The sequence below is a fragment of the Agrobacterium sp. M50-1 genome (assembly GCF_049843495.1).
In the GTDB taxonomy this organism is placed as follows: domain Bacteria; phylum Pseudomonadota; class Alphaproteobacteria; order Rhizobiales; family Rhizobiaceae; genus Agrobacterium; species Agrobacterium radiobacter.
Genome location: NZ_JBBHZH010000006.1, coordinates 252,378 through 268,539 on the forward strand (window position 1 = coordinate 252,378; position 16,162 = coordinate 268,539).

General features: G+C 60.3%; 19 protein-coding genes. 10 read left to right on the forward strand and 9 right to left on the reverse strand.

The window, feature by feature from the left end:
* Window positions 1-32: 32 nt before the first annotated feature.
* From typA to ppa, 3 genes are all read left to right on the forward strand, one after another.
* The gene (typA, locus tag WDZ78_RS16285; protein WP_003492424.1) at window positions 33-1,853 is read left to right on the forward strand and encodes a translational GTPase TypA; all 1,821 of its coding nucleotides are present in this window, start codon (window positions 33-35) and stop codon (window positions 1,851-1,853) included.
* 213 nt (window positions 1,854-2,066) lie between these two features.
* Window positions 2,067-2,573, forward strand: a complete 507-nt coding sequence (locus tag WDZ78_RS16290) for a GNAT family N-acetyltransferase (RefSeq protein WP_020010856.1) — start codon at window positions 2,067-2,069, stop codon at window positions 2,571-2,573.
* Between the two features lie 157 nt (window positions 2,574-2,730).
* A complete protein-coding gene (gene ppa, locus WDZ78_RS16295) occupies window positions 2,731-3,264 on the forward strand; it encodes an inorganic diphosphatase (RefSeq protein WP_003505020.1) in 534 nt (177 codons plus the stop codon).
* Between the two features lie 5 nt (window positions 3,265-3,269).
* Here the strand turns inward: ppa and WDZ78_RS16300 are convergent, their stop codons facing one another.
* The gene (locus WDZ78_RS16300) at window positions 3,270-3,581 is read right to left on the reverse strand and encodes a DUF167 domain-containing protein (RefSeq protein ID WP_425673593.1); all 312 of its coding nucleotides are present in this window, start codon (window positions 3,579-3,581) and stop codon (window positions 3,270-3,272) included.
* Entirely contained in the window at window positions 3,578-3,868 is a 291-nt protein-coding gene (locus tag WDZ78_RS16305; protein WP_003492418.1) for a YggT family protein, read from the reverse strand. The genes WDZ78_RS16300 and WDZ78_RS16305 overlap by 4 nt, the downstream gene beginning before the upstream one ends.
* A gap of 226 nt (window positions 3,869-4,094) precedes the next feature.
* On the opposite strand from WDZ78_RS16305, the gene WDZ78_RS16310 reads away from it, so the two are divergent.
* Entirely contained in the window at window positions 4,095-5,327 is a 1,233-nt protein-coding gene (locus WDZ78_RS16310; protein ID WP_425673594.1) for an MFS transporter, read from the forward strand.
* 12 nt (window positions 5,328-5,339) lie between these two features.
* Here WDZ78_RS16310 and WDZ78_RS16315 read toward each other — a convergent pair whose 3' ends face one another.
* From WDZ78_RS16315 to hemC, 6 genes are all read right to left on the reverse strand, one after another.
* The gene (locus WDZ78_RS16315; protein ID WP_003505016.1) at window positions 5,340-6,071 is read right to left on the reverse strand and encodes a glutamine amidotransferase; all 732 of its coding nucleotides are present in this window, start codon (window positions 6,069-6,071) and stop codon (window positions 5,340-5,342) included.
* Window positions 6,061-6,549, reverse strand: coding sequence for a TerB family tellurite resistance protein (locus tag WDZ78_RS16320; RefSeq protein WP_003505013.1), 489 nt, complete (start codon window positions 6,547-6,549; stop codon window positions 6,061-6,063). Before WDZ78_RS16320 ends, WDZ78_RS16315 begins: the two co-directional genes overlap by 11 nt.
* Before the next feature lie 14 nt (window positions 6,550-6,563).
* Window positions 6,564-8,180, reverse strand: a complete 1,617-nt coding sequence (locus WDZ78_RS16325) for a heme biosynthesis protein HemY (RefSeq protein ID WP_425673595.1) — start codon at window positions 8,178-8,180, stop codon at window positions 6,564-6,566.
* A 4-nt stretch (window positions 8,181-8,184) separates the two neighbouring features.
* Window positions 8,185-9,636, reverse strand: coding sequence for a COG4223 family protein (locus tag WDZ78_RS16330; protein WP_425673596.1), 1,452 nt, complete (start codon window positions 9,634-9,636; stop codon window positions 8,185-8,187).
* A gap of 73 nt (window positions 9,637-9,709) precedes the next feature.
* Entirely contained in the window at window positions 9,710-10,450 is a 741-nt protein-coding gene (locus WDZ78_RS16335; protein WP_425673597.1) for a uroporphyrinogen-III synthase, read from the reverse strand.
* 4 nt (window positions 10,451-10,454) lie between these two features.
* Window positions 10,455-11,384 (reverse strand): hydroxymethylbilane synthase, encoded by a 930-nt coding sequence (hemC, locus tag WDZ78_RS16340; RefSeq protein ID WP_425673598.1) that lies wholly within the window; start codon window positions 11,382-11,384, stop codon window positions 10,455-10,457.
* A gap of 73 nt (window positions 11,385-11,457) precedes the next feature.
* Here hemC and tsaD point away from each other — a divergent pair, with 73 nt between their 5' ends.
* The 5 genes from tsaD (at window position 11,458) to WDZ78_RS16365 (ending at window position 15,023) form a co-directional block, all read left to right on the forward strand.
* A complete protein-coding gene (tsaD, locus tag WDZ78_RS16345; protein ID WP_425673599.1) occupies window positions 11,458-12,555 on the forward strand; it encodes a tRNA (adenosine(37)-N6)-threonylcarbamoyltransferase complex transferase subunit TsaD in 1,098 nt (365 codons plus the stop codon).
* Window positions 12,555-13,538 (forward strand): NAD(P)H-dependent glycerol-3-phosphate dehydrogenase, encoded by a 984-nt coding sequence (locus tag WDZ78_RS16350; protein WP_425673600.1) that lies wholly within the window; start codon window positions 12,555-12,557, stop codon window positions 13,536-13,538. Before tsaD ends, WDZ78_RS16350 begins: the two co-directional genes overlap by 1 nt.
* 89 nt (window positions 13,539-13,627) lie before the next feature.
* Window positions 13,628-13,921, forward strand: a complete 294-nt coding sequence (locus tag WDZ78_RS16355) for a YciI-like protein (protein WP_003504994.1) — start codon at window positions 13,628-13,630, stop codon at window positions 13,919-13,921.
* Between the two features lie 6 nt (window positions 13,922-13,927).
* On the forward strand, window positions 13,928-14,371 hold the full coding sequence (locus WDZ78_RS16360) for an EVE domain-containing protein (protein WP_003504993.1): 444 nt from the start codon (window positions 13,928-13,930) through the stop codon (window positions 14,369-14,371).
* A gap of 7 nt (window positions 14,372-14,378) precedes the next feature.
* A complete protein-coding gene (locus tag WDZ78_RS16365) occupies window positions 14,379-15,023 on the forward strand; it encodes a class I SAM-dependent methyltransferase (protein WP_425673601.1) in 645 nt (214 codons plus the stop codon).
* 54 nt (window positions 15,024-15,077) lie between these two features.
* Here the strand turns inward: WDZ78_RS16365 and WDZ78_RS16370 are convergent, their stop codons facing one another.
* A complete protein-coding gene (locus WDZ78_RS16370; RefSeq protein ID WP_425673602.1) occupies window positions 15,078-15,458 on the reverse strand; it encodes a hypothetical protein in 381 nt (126 codons plus the stop codon).
* A 306-nt stretch (window positions 15,459-15,764) separates the two neighbouring features.
* On the opposite strand from WDZ78_RS16370, the gene sdhC reads away from it, so the two are divergent.
* Window positions 15,765-16,157: a succinate dehydrogenase, cytochrome b556 subunit gene (gene sdhC, locus WDZ78_RS16375; RefSeq protein WP_020010868.1), complete on the forward strand. Its 393-nt coding sequence runs from the start codon at window positions 15,765-15,767 to the stop codon at window positions 16,155-16,157.
* Window positions 16,158-16,162: the final 5 nt, after the last annotated feature.

The following is a 16,162-nucleotide window of genomic DNA, read 5'->3' on the forward strand; positions in this document are numbered from 1 at the left end:
ATAGTGGCGCCCAACCTCAGAGATTTTGAACAATGGCACTTCGCAACATCGCGATCATCGCGCACGTTGACCATGGAAAAACGACGCTCGTGGACGAGCTTCTGAAGCAGTCCGGCTCGTTCCGCGACAACCAGCGTGTCGCCGAGCGCGTCATGGATAGCAACGACCTCGAAAAGGAACGTGGCATCACCATTCTCGCCAAGGCGACCTCGGTGGAGTGGAAGGGTGTTCGCATCAACATCGTCGACACTCCCGGCCACGCCGACTTCGGCGGTGAAGTCGAGCGTATCCTGTCGATGGTGGATGGCGCGATCGTTCTGGTCGATAGTTCCGAAGGCCCGATGCCGCAGACGAAGTTCGTCGTCAGCAAGGCGCTGAAGGTTGGTCTTCGTCCGATCGTCGCGATCAACAAGATCGACCGTCCGGACGGCCGTCACGAAGAAGTCATCAACGAAGTTTTTGACCTCTTCGCGAACCTCGACGCTACCGATGAGCAGCTCGACTTCCCCATCCTCTACGGTTCTGGCCGTGACGGCTGGATGAACGTCAACCCGGAAGGTCCGAAGGATCAGGGTCTTGCGCCGCTGCTCGATCTGGTTCTCGAACATGTTCCGGAGCCCACGGTTGAAGAAGGCCCGTTCCGTCTGATCGGCACGATCCTTGAAGCCAACCCCTTCCTCGGCCGTATCATCACCGGCCGCATCGCCTCCGGTTCGATCAAGCCGAACCAGGCCGTGAAGGTGCTTGGCCAGGATGGCAAGACGATCGAGACCGGTCGTATTTCCAAGATCCTCGCCTTCCGCGGCATCGAGCGCACTGCGATTGACGAAGCCCATGCGGGCGACATCGTCGCCATCGCCGGTCTGTCCAAGGGCACTGTCGCCGATACCTTCTGTGACCCCTCGGTCACTGAGGCGATGACCGCACAGCCGATCGATCCGCCGACCGTCACCATGTCCTTCATCGTCAACGACAGCCCGCTCGCCGGCACCGAAGGCGACAAGGTAACGTCGCGCGTCATCCGCGACCGTTTGTTCAAGGAAGCCGAAGGCAACGTCGCGCTGAAGATCGAAGAGGCCGAAGGCAAGGATTCGTTCTTCGTTTCCGGCCGTGGCGAATTGCAGCTGGCGGTTCTGATCGAAACCATGCGTCGCGAAGGCTTCGAGCTTGCCGTTTCGCGTCCGCGCGTCGTCATGCACAAGGATGAGAACGGCACCCTCTTGGAGCCGATCGAAGAAGTTGTGATCGACGTCGATGAAGAACATTCCGGCGTCGTCGTCCAGAAGATGTCCGAGCGCAAGGCTGAAATGGCCGAGCTTCGTCCTTCCGGCGGCAATCGCGTTCGTCTGAAGTTCTATGCCCCGACCCGCGGCCTGATCGGCTACCAGTCGGAACTTTTGACCGACACGCGCGGCACGGCGATCATGAACCGTCTGTTCCACGACTATCAGCCCTTCAAGGGCCAGATCGCCGGTCGCGTCAACGGCGTTCTGCTGTCGAACGGTTCGGGCGAAGCCGTCGCCTACGCCATGTTCAACCTGGAAGATCGCGGCCCGATGATCATCGAGCCGGGTGAAAAGGTCTATGCGGGCATGATCATCGGCATTCACACGCGCGATAACGATCTCGAAGTGAACGTGCTGAAGGGCAAGCAGCTGACCAACATCCGCGCCGCCGGCAAGGATGAAGCCGTGAAGCTGACGCCGCCGATCCGCATGACGCTCGACCGCGCTCTTTCCTGGATCCAGGAAGACGAGCTGATGGAAGTGACGCCGAAGTCCATCCGCCTGCGCAAGATGTTCCTGGACGCCAACGACCGCAAGCGTTTCGAAAAGGCAAAGCTCGCTGTCTGATTGGCTCTACGCCACGAATTTCAAAGAACCCGGCCTCGCGCCGGGTTTTTTTATGCATTCGTTTTTATGTGTGCATGAGTCGAAAGGCGCTTTGCCAAAGGTTAAGGATGCGTTAATTTTTTCTGGTCGTCCACATGAATAGGCTGTGGGTAAGCTTGCCGGCGTTAACCTTTATGACTGGTAAGTTTCCGTGGCCGGGGCCAGAATCGCGTTATGAAAACGTTATCCATCGATGTTCGCCGTGCTGAACCGCATGATGCGCGCGCCATCTCAGAGGCGCACCGTCTGTCGTGGCAACAGGCCTATGCGGGGCTTATCCCGCACAGGCCGTTGACGCAGATGCTGGAGCGCCGTGGCGAAGTCTGGTGGAAAAAGGCGACCAAGGGCTCCGCAACCATGCTGGTGGTGGAAGTGGCCGGTGTGGTTGCCGGATATGCGACGCTGGGCTTAAGCCGGGCGCGTGGGCTGCCGCAGGACGGCGAGATTTACGAACTTTATCTGCGGCCGGAATATCAGGGTATCGGCCTCGGCTCGCTGCTGTTCACGGAAGCGCGCAGATTGCTGACCTCGCTTGGCTGTAACGGCATCGTTGTCTGGTGCCTGGAGGATAGCGACGTCGCCAATCGGTTTTTCCGCTCGCATGGCGGCCGGGATATTGCCGAAGGCGTGGAAGATTTCGACGGCAAGTCGCTTCGCAAGGTCGGTTTCGTCTGGAACTGATAGAGGAATTTCGCGCCGTTTTCATTTTGCGGCGGCGATGCTTCGTCGCGACGACCTCAAATCGCTCATTCTGCCTTATCCGCCCAAAGCCATGTTGCAATGCGGCGACTTTCCCAGTATCGAAAACCAAATCCAACCCGCCGAATGAGGGAAGCGAATGCGTATTGATGCAATTTCCATAGGCAAGAATCCGCCGGAAGACGTAAATGTTATCGTTGAAGTGCCGGTTGGCGGCCAGCCGATCAAGTACGAGATGGACAAGGACGCCGGTGCGTTGATCGTCGATCGCTTCCTCTACACGCCAATGACCTATCCGGGTAACTATGGCTTCGTGCCGCACACCCTGTCCGACGATGGCGACCCGATCGACGTTCTCATCTGCAACACCCGCCCGCTGGTTCCCGGCTGCGTGATCAACGTGCGCCCCATCGGCGTGATGATCATGGAAGATGATGGCGGCAAGGACGAGAAGATCCTCGCCGTGCCGGTTCCGAAGCTGACGCGCCGTTACGACAAGGTCCACAACTACACCGACTTGCCGGAAATCACGCTGAAGCAGATCGAGCACTTCTTCGAGCACTACAAGGATCTGGAGCCCGGCAAGTGGGTGAAGATGGGCGGCTGGCAGGATGTCGATGTCGCCAAGAAGCTGATCGTCGAAGCCATCGAGCGCTACAAGGCGCAGGGCTGATAGGCCTAACCCGCCAGCTTTTTAAAGAGCTTTTCGAAATCCTCCGGGTCGGTATCGATCCGGAGGATTTTTTTGCGCGCTGTTTCGCTTGAAATGAAGGTGATGGAGGATTTGGGCAGGCCGAGTTTTTTCGCCAGCAAAACAATCAGGGCCTTGTTCGCCTTGCCGCCTTCCGGCACGGCGCTGACGCGGGCCTTCAGATGCGCGTTTCCGTCCGCATCCTGCTCCACGCCGTCAATCGCATCCCGCCCGCCATTCGGTGTGAGGCGAACGGACAGGCGGACATGATCATCGTGCTTTTTCCAGAGACTGCTCAAACGGTCATCGGATAAAGCGTGTTCCACATGAAGGAGCGGATGAAGAAGATGATCAGCAGCAGGATGATCGGCGAAATGTCGATGCCGCCGAGATTGGGCAGAATGCGGCGGATGGGGCGCAGGGCCGGTTCCGTGACATTGACCAGGAAACTCCCGATGGCGTTCACGAACTGGTTGCGGGAATTGATGACGTTGAAGGCGTAAAGCCAGGAAAAAATGGCGCTGGCGATCAGCACCCACGTGTAGAGGTTCAAGGCCAGATCGATGGTCTGAAACAGGGCAAGCATCAATATCTCCGTATCTTGGTTGCAAGACATTTAGACATTGACGCGTGAACCGGCAAGTGTTGCGCCGGATCGTAATGATCTTTGGTCTGATCGGCTGCGGTCATCGCGGGATTTCAGACGAATACCGCTCACACTTTTCGCCGTCCCGCTGAAGAGGAGGGCTGGCGATTCCTGTGATATCGCTCTATTGCAGTCATCTCCATATTGTCTCGCGAGCACTCAGCCGATGTCCCTCCCTTCCGCCGAAAACCGTTTCGGTGCTTTCCGGCATAGTTCCTATCGCCGTTTTTTCAGCGCCCGGTTTTTCTCGGCCTTCGCCATTCAGATCGTCAGCGTCTCCGTGGGCTGGCAGATGTATGAGGTTACCGGCAACGCCTTTTATCTCGGCCTGATCGGTCTCTTCCAGTTTCTGCCGTCTCTGCTTTTGATCCTTGTTACGGGAACGGTCGCCGACCGGCATAATCGCCGGCGTATCATGGCCATATGTCTTCTGGTCGCGGCGCTGTGTGCTGTGGCTCTTCTGGGTCTTACGCTGACACACAGCTTTTCTCCCTGGCCGGTCTTTGCCATTCTCGTTGTCTTCGGCATAGAGCGGGCCTTCATGGGGCCGGCAGTCCAGTCGCTGGCGCCCAATCTCGTGCCAGTTGAGGATTTGCCGAACGCCATCGCCTGGAATTCCTCTTCCTGGCAGATGGCGTCCATTCTGGGGCCTGTTGCCGGCGGCCTGCTTTATGGTCTCGGCGCTTCCGTCGCCTATAGCGTGGCGCTCGTACTTTTCATCGTGTCCGCAGCGCTTGCGGTGACGATCCGCAAGCCGGAACAGCGCGGTCCGGCAAAAGCCGTCACCCTCGAAACAATGCTGGCCGGCTTCAAATTCATCTCCCAGGAAAAAATCGTTCTCGGCGCCATCTCGCTCGATCTTTTCGCGGTGCTGCTGGGCGGCGCCGTCGCTCTGATGCCGATTTTCGCGAAGGAGGTGCTGACCCTCGGGCCTTGGGGCCTCGGGCTCTTGCGCGCAGCACCCGGCATCGGTGCCATCACCGTTGCGGTCATTCTGGCGTTCAGACCCATCCGCCACCGTGCCGGTCTTCTGATGTTTATCGGCGTCGGTCTCTTCGGCGTTTCCACCGTGGTGTTCGGACTTTCGCAAACCGCGTGGCTGTCCATCGCCGCGCTGGTCGTCATGGGCGCATCGGACATGGTGTCGGTTTATGTGCGCGAGACCCTGATCGCGCTCTGGACACCGGATGAGGTGCGCGGGCGCGTGAATGCGGTGAATATGGTTTTCGTTGGAGCCTCCAACGAATTGGGTGAGTTCCGCGCCGGCACCATGGCCCATGTCGTGGGTGCCGTGCCAGCCGTTGTCATCGGCGGGGCGGGCACGCTTGCTGTCGCGGTCATCTGGGCGCTTGGTTTTTCCAAGCTGCGCAAGATCGACAATCTGGACGCGCCACGCTAACCGAGATGGGCCTCAGCGCTGTGCCTTGCCCTCGAAAACCAGATCGAGGAAATTGCTGAGCCATGCCCTGAGCGGCGTGTCGAACAACATGCGGCCTTCGAGGTGCTGGCTGCCGACCTGCGCATTCGGCATACCGAAACGCTGCGCGCCGCGCACCACCCAGCTGTGCATCATGGCGCGGGTCAGTTCGGCGTGAAACTGCAGGCCCCAGGCATTTTTTCCATAGCGGTAGGCCTGATTGGGATAGGTCTCGCCTGAGGCCAGAAGCTCGGCCCCCCGCGGCAGCTCGAAGCCTTCGCGGTGGAAATGATAGACCATCTTGGGCCAATGCGGCATCAGAAGCCGCCCGTGTTCGGTGGCGTGAAGCGGATACCAGCCGATTTCCACCTTGCCGTCCCTGTCCGCCTCGACCTTGCCGCCCAGATGTTTGGACAGCATCTGTGCGCCGAGACAGATGCCGAGAAAGGGCTTGTTTTCCTTCAGCGGCACCTTCAGCCAGTCGATTTCGGCTTTGACATAATCATGCGGATCATTGGCGCTCATCGGGCCGCCGAAGATGATGGCGCCCGCATGTTTTTCCAGCGTCTGCGGCAGGTCGTCGCCGAGCGCGGGCCGCCTTATATCGAGGCGATAACCCTTTTCCACCAGGATCTGGCCGACGCGGCCGGGCGTGGAACGTTCCTGATGCAGGACGATGAGCAGCGAAGGTTGTTGTTCCTGTTGCCTGGAAGGGTCAAACAGCATCGTCTTCGTTTTCGCTTTCTTCAGCGGGCCCGGACCTCGTGGCGGCCTGCTGACGTTGCAGAACCCTGTCGCGCACGGAAACACCGAGCAGATCGGCGACTCGCCAGATCACATGGTCTTCCATTTCGCTTCGTTCGCCGTCAGCGTAAACAATATCCCATAATATGCCAATAAGCTCCACGCGCTGATCCTCATCAAGGTGGCGGCGGATATCGGCGGTGAAGCGGTAATAATCGACGGCTTCCTTGCCGGCCTCCTGGCCGGCAGCAAGAAGGGCATCAAGCTTGCCACCGTCGAGATGGTAGTATTCGTGAAGAATCTGGCGCAGGCGATCACGCTCGCTTTTCGAGACGGTGCCATCCGCTTCCATCACCTGGAAACAGAGGGCGGCTACCGCCACCCTCAGATCATCAGGGCTGAAATCACCCGCCTGCGGGCCGACGAGGTTCTGAATAAACGACTGTATTTGCTGGAACATCGATAGCCTGCTGGTCAGAAGAGTTTGAGCCGGGTCTTGGGTTCGGCTTCCGCGCCTGGTTTCTTGACGCCCGGATCATCCGGGGCGCCGCCAAAAAAGGGCACGGCTTCCGCCTTGTCATCCGCCACTTCGCTTTCCACCGGCGCTTCGATTGTGACCGGCTTTTTCTCCTTCGGGGCTGAAACAGTCGGCTTTACCTCGATCGGCGCGGCAGGGGCGGGTTTTGGCTCCGCACGGGTCTCGGGCGCGGCTTCGACGACGATCGTCTTCGCAACCGGTTCGGCTCTTGCGGGTGCCGCGGCAATCGCATTTTCGATCGCCAGATCTTCAACAGGGCCTTCGAGCTGGCCGAAGGGCGCTTTCCATTCGAAGGCGTCGAGACGGCCGGTGACAGGGGAGACCGGAAGCCATTTTTCCGAAACGACACCATCCGCCACCCATGCCGGGTCACGCGGTGCGCGCAGCGCCTGCGCCATCCAGTAGCGCACACGGCCCTGATCGCCGGTTTCCGCTTCTTCGATGTCGGCCATCAGCAGGAAGATGCTTTCGCGCGGCTCAATGCGGGCGGCGGCTTCGGCCTTGGCCCGTGCCTTGGCGAACTCCTTGGCGTCGAGCGCTGCCTGCGCCACGGCAAACAGGGATTCGATGTTGTTGGGCTTCAGGCTCTCAAGTCGCTCTGCCCGTTTCAGCCGGTCGATGGCGGTGTCGCCGCTGCGGGCGCGGACATAAAGCTCGGCGATCTGCGGATGCGGATCGTTCTTCCAGACGGGTTCCAGAACCGTGGCGGCTTTGCGCAGATTGTCTTCGCGCAGATAGGACTTCGCCGCTATCAGTGCTGCCGGAACGAGGCCTTTTGCGAGCTTGAGAGCGTGCTTGGCATCCTCGCGCGCGCCGACCGGGTCGCTTTCCAGCTTCTCGCCGGCCTTGGCGGTGAGAAGCACGGCTTTCAGCCGCTCCGCCTCACCGCGTTCGATGACGCTGGCCGCCTTCTGCTGGTCGAGCAGCCGAATGGCATCGTCCCATTGTCCATTGCGGCAGCGGTTTTCCAGTGTCGCCTGTGCCGCCCATGGCAGATAAGGGGCTTTTTCCGCCGCGTCCTCGGCATATTGCTGGGCGGCTTCATAGGCGCCCTGCCGGCGTGCCTCGATATAAAGGCCGCGAAGGCCGAGTTCTCGGGTTTCAGGGTCACGGGCCATCGCCTCGAACTTGCGGCGCGCCTCATCATATTTGCCTTCGATGAGATCGGCCTGCGCATCGAGCAGATGGATCAGCGGTTCCTGGTCGGCGCTGAGCAGCCCCTGCGTGCGGGCCGTCATCTTGCGGGCGAGGATGGCGTTGCCAGCGCCGGCAGCGATGAGGCCGGTGGACAGCGCCTGATAACCTCGGTCGCGCTTGCGGGCGCGGAAATACCGGCGGGCGGCATTGGGCGAGGTCCAGATGGCGTTGACGACCCACCAGACCAGCATGACGGCGGCAACCAGCGCCGCAATGATGGAGGCAGCGACCATCAGGCTCATTTCGATCAACTGGCCCTGCCAGACGATGGAAAGCACGCCCGGCCTGTCGGCCAGCCAGGAGAAACCGAAACCGAGAGCCAGAACGATAACGGCGAAAGTCAGAATTCTGGTCATGCGCTCACCCCTGCCTGCCTGTGCTGGTGATGGCGCGGTTCAACGTGCCGCCCACCAGATTTTCGACCTCAATGCGCGCATCCAGAGATTTTTTATAATCAGCGGATACCGTCCTGGCGGCATCGGGAAGGCCGTTCCACTCCAGTGCTGCGCCCTGCAGATCGCCATTGCGTAGCTTGTTTTCCATGCGCGCGATCATGGCCTCGGGGGTCTCGCCCTCAATGTTGCCGACCGGGCGCACCTTCACCAGCGAAAAGGCGCTTTCGGTCAAGCGCTCCATGATGCCCTGATTGGGATCAGGCTGGTTGATGGCTGACAGCATCGCATTGGCGACATCCGGGAATTTCTGCATCAGTTCCGAACGCGATGGTACGCCGGTGGCGGCGAAGGATTGCAGCGATGCGATCGCCGGATCGTCTGATGTGACCCTGGAGAGCGTATCGAGTTCGGTGAGGAACGGCCCGCCGCGATCGATCGCTGCTTTCAGCGCGGCCGAGGCAATGGCGCGGGCGACTTCGATATCGTCGCGTGGCTCGTTGATCTTGGCTTCCGCATCCGCAAGACGGCGTGTCAGTTCGGCGGTCGCCGTGGCCTGTGCGGATCGCTCCGCCTGAAGGGCAGATTCCAGTGCGGTGATTTTTTCAGAAAGCCCATCCACCTGCGGGGCTTCACCCTTTGCGCCTTCGAGGGTTGCGATGCGCTGTTCCAGTGCCGAGGTGTCTGCCGCTGGAGCATTGGCAAGCTGCTGCCGAAGATTGCCCAGGTCGGTTTTCAGCGCGGCGATCTCCTCGCCTCCGGCCCTGCCTGCATTAACGGAGGGCAGGATACCGGCATATTGCATGCTGCCGGCGGCGGTGAGCGCCACAAGGCCGCCGACGATACCCGCCGCGATCAGGCCGGAGGTCGCCGCCTGTTTGCGTTCCGCCTGCTGTGGTGTGGATGGCCTGGATGGTCCTGAAGATGCGGTCGTGGCCGATGGTTTTGCAGCGGTTGCCCCGCCAGATGCGCTGGAGGACGTCGAGGAGCCAAAGGCCGGCTTTGCCGCAGCTGCGGCAGCCGCGGTGGCGCTCGTTCCGGAGGCGCCCATCATTGGTGTTTCATCGGCCTTGGGCGGAACAGGGGACGGCGAGACTGGGCCTTTCTGCTTGTCTTCTGGGCTCTCAGCCTTCGGAGCCGTAGCTACGGATTCCGTTTTGCCGACATTGGGTTCTGGCTCTATGGGGGTTTTCTTAGGCTGGTCCCAGACGGGGGCGGGGTTGCCCGTTGTGGCTGCTTCCGGCTTTGTTTCCGAAACACCCGGCGTTGCGGTGGCCGCAGGCGTTTTATCACCGGGCTTTTCGTCCGTCTTGGCAGCGTCCACGTCGGCGGAAATTGCTTTCACGTCTTTGGCGTCCAGGTCGATGGTGACCGGTTCGGCTTTGGACTTGGAGTGGCGTGGCGGCTTTCCCGATACCATGACAACCTCATTTCTGCCTGCAGTAATCTAAACCTAGTCAGTGACGGCGGCAAAGGAAAGAGGCGAGCTCGAATTAGGTTCCAGAGTTAGGGTGCAGAAGTTCGAACATCGCTGCCTCGCTCGGTTCTCTGGCGGCGATGGCGTCTGCTCGAAAGATTTCCGGAACCAGAGAAAGCACCTTTTGGCTGATGCAGATGAATTGTGTCCCAGCCAGCGCTGCCGCGTATCTATGCTTTGATGCATGGCTGAAAAAGGCCCGCGCCGCTTCCGAGGAGTAGAGCAGGACCACATCGGCAGTGTTTTCGACAAGCGCCGTCTGGAGCATGCTTTCGGAAATATTCGAGGGCAGCATCTCGTAGCAGTCGATCACCCTGAAGGGAATGCCTGCAATGGCAAGGCCCTCCTCGAAGACGGAGCCACGGGGCCTGCCGGCGAGATAGAGCAGGGGGTGTGCTTCGGAAAGGAGTGCGCGGTGCTCCGTTACCAGAGCAATCAGACCCAGGGCGTCTCCAGAGGCGATGAATATTTGCGTGAAGCCGGCTTTTTTTGCCGCTTCCGCCGTTGTTGCGCCGACGGCGAAAAGCGGTTTTGACAGATGAGGGGCCAGCCGGCCCCGTGATGTTTCCAGTGCCCGCAATGCCTCGGCACTGGTCACCGCAATCGCCGCCAGCGGGCCGGACAGCGCCGAGATGGCGCGCTCGCCATGATGGGCTGGATGAAACAGCGGCAGAAGCACCGGCTCGTGGCCGAGCGCTTCAAGTTTTGCGGCCGTCCTTTCGCCCGAACGTTGCGGCCGGGTGACGACGATCCGCATTGGCTCAGTTCCAGCCTTCGAAGAAATTGCTGCCCGCCTTGGCGCGCACCTCTTCGCCGGCCTGTCGGCCAAGCTTTGCCGCATCTTTGCGGTTGCCTGACATTTCTATGTTGTGGCTCGTCTGGCCATCCGGGGTGAGGATCAAGCCGGAAAAATAGAGTTCTTCGCCCTTGCAGGTGGCGTAACCGGCAATCGGCGTGCGACAGGAGCCGTCGAGTGCGGCCAGGAAGGCGCGCTCGCAGGTCACCGCATCATAAGTGGGCCTGTCGTTTATGGGGGCAAGCAGCTCGTCCATGCGGGTGTCACCGATGCGGCTCTCCACACCGATTGCGCCCTGCGCCGGAGCAGGGGGGAACTCCTTCGGGTCGAGAATCTCCGTCGGAACATTGTCCTTGCCGAGCCGCTTCAGGCCGGCAAAGGCAAGCAGCGTCGCATCCGCCTGGCCTTCTTCGAGCTTGCGCAGACGCGTATCGACCTGACCGCGAAAGATGATGACGCTCAAATCCGGTCGCAGGCGGCGGATCAGCGCCTGGCGGCGCAGGGATGCGGAGCCGACCACGGCGCCCTGCGGCAGCTCCAGCAGCTTCGGCGCGGTGCGGCCGATGAAGGCATCACGCACGTCTTCCCGCGGCAGGAAGGCGGACAGATAGAGGCCTTCGGGTAAAAGGGTCGGCATGTCCTTGGAGGAATGCACGGCCATATCGAGTTCGCCGGACAGAAGCTGGCTTTCCAGCTCCTCGGTAAACAGGCCCTTACCGCCGATTTCCGACAAAGCGCGATCAGTTATCCGGTCGCCCTTGGTGGATAGCACGACGATTTCGAACATGTCTTCCGGCAGACCATGCGCCGCCATCAGCCGGTTGCGCGTCTCGTAAGCCTGCGCGAGCGCCAGCGGGCTGCCGCGCGTGCCGATTCGGAAAGGTTTTGTTTGCATCCGCGTCTATCCATTGTTACCGGAGTTGTCTTAGACCAACTCAGCGCATGATCGCAATGAACGAACAGATTTGATGACCCCCTTTCTTCGTATCCTCGGCATAGAGACAAGCTGTGACGAAACCGCTGCATCCATTGTGGTTCGGCATGCGGACGGGCGCGGCGAGATCGTGTCCGATGTCGTTTTGTCGCAGCTGGAGGAACACAGCGCCTATGGCGGCGTGGTGCCGGAAATTGCCGCGCGCGCCCATGTCGAGGCGCTTGATACGCTGGTGGAGGAAGCGCTGGAGCAGGCAGGCGTGACCCTTGCCGATGTCGACGCCATCGCCGCCACCTCCGGTCCCGGCCTGATCGGTGGTCTGCTGGTGGGGCTGATGACGGGCAAGGCCATCGCCAAGGCGGCCGGCAAGCCGCTTTACGCCATCAACCATCTGGAGGGCCACGCGCTGACGGCGCGCCTCACCGACGGTTTGTCTTTTCCCTATCTGATGCTGCTGGTTTCCGGCGGCCATACACAGCTGGTGCTGGTGCGTGGCGTTGGCGAATATGAGCGCTGGGGCACCACCATCGATGACGCGCTGGGTGAAGCCTTTGACAAGACCGCGAAACTTCTGGGCCTGCCCTATCCCGGCGGTCCTGCGGTCGAGAAGGCGGCGGCGAAGGGCGATCCGAACCGCTTTCCGCTTCCACGTCCGATGGTTGGCGAGACCAGGCTCGATTTTTCCTTTTCCGGCCTGAAGACGGCGGTGCGGCAGGCGGCGACCGCCATCGCGCCGCTTTCGGAGCAGGATATTGCCGATATCTGCGCCTCCTTCCAGAATGCGGTGTCGCGCACTCTCAAGGATCGCATCGGCCGTGGCCTTGCGCGTTTCCGGCAGGAGTTTCCACAGCTTGAGACCCAGCCTGCGCTGGTTGTGGCTGGCGGTGTCGCCGCCAACAAGGAAATCCGCCAGACCCTGCAGTCGCTTTGCGATATCAATGGCTTTCGCTTTGTCGCGCCGCCGCACCGGCTCTGCACTGACAATGCTGCGATGATCGCCTGGGCCGGACTGGAGCGAATGGCGGACGGCCGAGCATCCGATCCGCTGGAAATTCCGCCGCGCTCGCGCTGGCCGCTGGATGGCAGCGCGGAGACATTGATCGGTTTCGGTAAGAGGGGAGCCAAGGCCTGATGCAGCGGGAAAAAATCGTCGTCATCGGCGCCGGCGCCTTCGGAACCGCGCTAGCCGTCGTCATTGCGCTGGAGAACCGACATGATGTGACCCTGCTCGGCCGCGATCCGTCCCTGATGGCTGATCTCAGGAGTGATCGCGTGCACGAGGCGGCCCTGCCGGGTGTCGACCTGCCGGATGCGCTTGAATTTTCTGCCGAGCCCGATGTGCTTGTCGGTGCCAGCATTGTGCTCTTTGCCATGCCGTCTCAGGCCCATGCCGATGCGGCCCGCCACTATGGTCCTTATCTGGCTAATGACTCTATCATTGTCACCTGCGCCAAGGGCATCGACCGCAGTTCTGGCCGTTTGCTGACGGAACTTCTGGAAGCGGAATTGCCGCATCATCCGATTGCGGTTCTGTCCGGTCCGGGCTTCGCGGCCGATATTGCTCGCGGCTTGCCGACGGCCATGGCGATTGCGGCGGAAGATGCTGCCGTCGCCGAACGGCTGGCGACCACGATTTCCGGTAGAACCTTCCGGCTTTATGCCTCCACCGACCGCATCGGCGTGCAGCTTGGCGGGGCGCTGAAGAACGTTCTTGCCATTGCCGCCGGCATCGTCGAAGGCGCGGGCCTTGGCGATTCCGCCCGGGCGGCTCTGATTTCGCGCGGGCTTGCTGAAATGTCGCGTCTCATCGTCGCCATGGGCGGCAAGGCGGATACGGTGCGCGGCCTCTCGGGCCTCGGCGATCTGGTGCTGACCGCCACAAGCCATCAGTCGCGGAACCTGCGTTTCGGTATCGCGCTCGGCCGAGGCGAGGGCAAGGATATGTCCGGCGGGCTGGTGGAGGGCGCTTTTGCGGCTGCCGTCGCCGCCCGGCTGGGAGAAAGTCACGCTGTCGACATGCCGGTTACCGAAGCGGTGGCCGCCATCATTGACGGCAATCTGGATGTGGCGAGCGCCATGCAACAATTGATGACACGGCCGATCACCACCGAATGAGGGTGGGGCGGTCGACTAATATTTTACGCATGTCCTGGTCCCAAAACCGCTGACACTTTTGGGAGACATGCTCCAGCGAGGAGACGAAAATGCTGTTTGCCTTTATCTGCAAGGACAAGCCCGGCCATCTGAATGTGCGCATGGAGACGCGCCCGGCGCATCTGGAACATCTGAACAGGCTGAATGCCGAGGGCACGTTGAAGATCGCCGGTCCGTTTCTCGATGCCGAAGGCAAGCCGAATGGCAGCCTCGTCATCGTGGAAGCTGCCGATATCGATGCGGCCAAAGCGCTTGCCGATGCCGATCCCTATGCCAAGGCCGGCCTGTTCGAAAGCGTTGATGTGAAGCCCTATAATTGGGTCTTCAACAATCCGGGAGCGTGACCGGACATGGCGAATTACTGGCTTTATAAGTCCGAGCCGTTCAAATGGTCCTGGGAAATGCAGAAGGCCAAAGGCGAGGCCGGCGAAGAATGGACCGGCGTGCGCAACTATCAGGCCCGCAACAATATGCGGGCCATGAAGATCGGCGACAAGGGTTTCTTCTACCACTCCAATGAAGGGCTGGATGTCGTCGGCATTGTCGAAGTCTGTGCGCTGTCGCATCCGGACTCGACCGCTGAAGGCGATCTGAAGTGGGATTGCGTGGATATCCGCGCCGTTTGCGATATGCCGCAGCCGGTTTCGCTGAAGGATGTGAAGGCCAATCCCAAGCTGGAAAAGATGTCTCTCGTCACCTCCATGCGGCTTTCCGTGCAGCCGGTGACGGAGGAGGAATATCTTGAGGTTTGCCGCATGGGCAACCTCGCCAATCCACCGAAATCACCGGACTGATGCTTCGGTGAGGACCGATCCCGAACGCTTCATTCTCGACAACACCGGCATCATGCGCCCGCCGCATGTGCCGGAATTGCGTCTTCATCTTGCCACGGAGGCTCATGAGCTGTGGCTGAAGACGGAGGAGGAGCTGGAAGCGATCGGCCTGCCCCCGCCCTTCTGGGCTTTCGCCTGGGCCGGCGGGCAGGGGCTTGCCCGCTATGTTCTCGATCATCCCGACAGCGTCTCCGGTAGGCGCGTGCTGGATTTCGCCAGCGGTTCCGGCCTGGTCGCCATCGCTGCGGCAAAGGCGGGCGCCAGCGCGGTTCTGGCGGCCGATATCGATCCGTGGACAGAGACGGCCATTCGGCTGAATGCGGCTCTCAATGAGGTGGACGTTGCCTTCACCGGACTTGATCTGGTCGGGAAGCCGGTCGCTGCGGATGTTTTGCTGGCCGGCGACGTGTTTTACGATCGCGCCTTTGCCGATCTTCTCGTGCCGTGGTTTCTGGAACTGACGGAAAAGGGCGTGAGCGTGCTCGTCGGCGATCCGGGGCGGGCCTATTTGCCCAAAGAGCGGCTCCGCGCGGAGGCGACCTATCAGGTGCCGGTGACGCGGGCGCTGGAAGACAGCGAAGTGAAGAAGACCACCGTCTGGCGTTTTATCTGATCAGCGCAGCGCAAATTTGCAGTAAAACCGCTTCATGCTTTTGCCGGAAATGCTTTAGGGCCGGATGATGCAGACGCCATGTTCATAGGCGCAGGCGTCATCAGCGGTTTCAGCGCGGACATTGATGATTTTCGCCTTTGGCGCAAGCTGCGAGCCTCTTGTGAGCGTTGCGCCTTTCCGTGAAAGCCCGCCGCCAATCGCGAAATAATTGCCATTGCCGCGAACGCGTAGCGCCGATATCGCGCCCACATAAGTGCCACCTGAGAGAGTGGACGGCAGCCCGTCCGTTGAGAAGCTCACCTGCGATTGACGATGTTGATAGTGATGCTGATAATCACGGTGGCCATAATAATCGTCTGCCGCCGCCGGAGGCATTACTGTGAAAATGACGCCTGCGACCATCATGGTCAAAGCGGCGATTCGGCGCTGTAACATGAGCCTCATTCTCCGGATTTTCCTCATTAACAAAAGGTAAATTACACGATTCCCGAATTACGTAAAGGTAAATATTTTGAGGGCGTAAATCTTGGAAACGCTCGATTTTTTATTTTGACGCAAAAAAATTCCAAAAAAAATTCGTGAACCAATCGATTAAATTGAAATCGGCCATGAAATGTGCTTGTGGTGATGCTCCCATGTGATTAAACGTCGCGGTTGGTGCAATGCACATTCTTTCGTCATGTGCTGTTGCTTGGGGGCGTCCTGTCTGGTGGGCGCACGGGAAAACGCCGCGAGGTTCTGATGGCGAATGCGACTAATAACCGGCCTCTGTCGCCGCATCTTCAAATTTACAAGCCGATTCCGACGATGGTTGCTTCCATCGTGCACCGCATCACGGGCGGCGCGCTTTATTTCGGAACGCTTCTGGTCGCCTGGTGGCTGATCGCAATCGCCTCGGGTCCGGCCTATTACGACTGGGTCAACTGGGCGATGGGCACGATCATCGGCAGGCTCATCCTGATCGGATATACCTGGGCTCTTGTCCACCACATGCTGGGCGGCCTTCGCCACTTCATGTGGGATCTGGGCTACGGCTTCGAAAAGCACTTTACCACCAAGCTGGCGAAGGCCTCTTGGGTGGCGTCGATCTGTCTGACCGCGCTGATCTGGGTCATCGCCCTGATCGTGCGCTGAGGAGA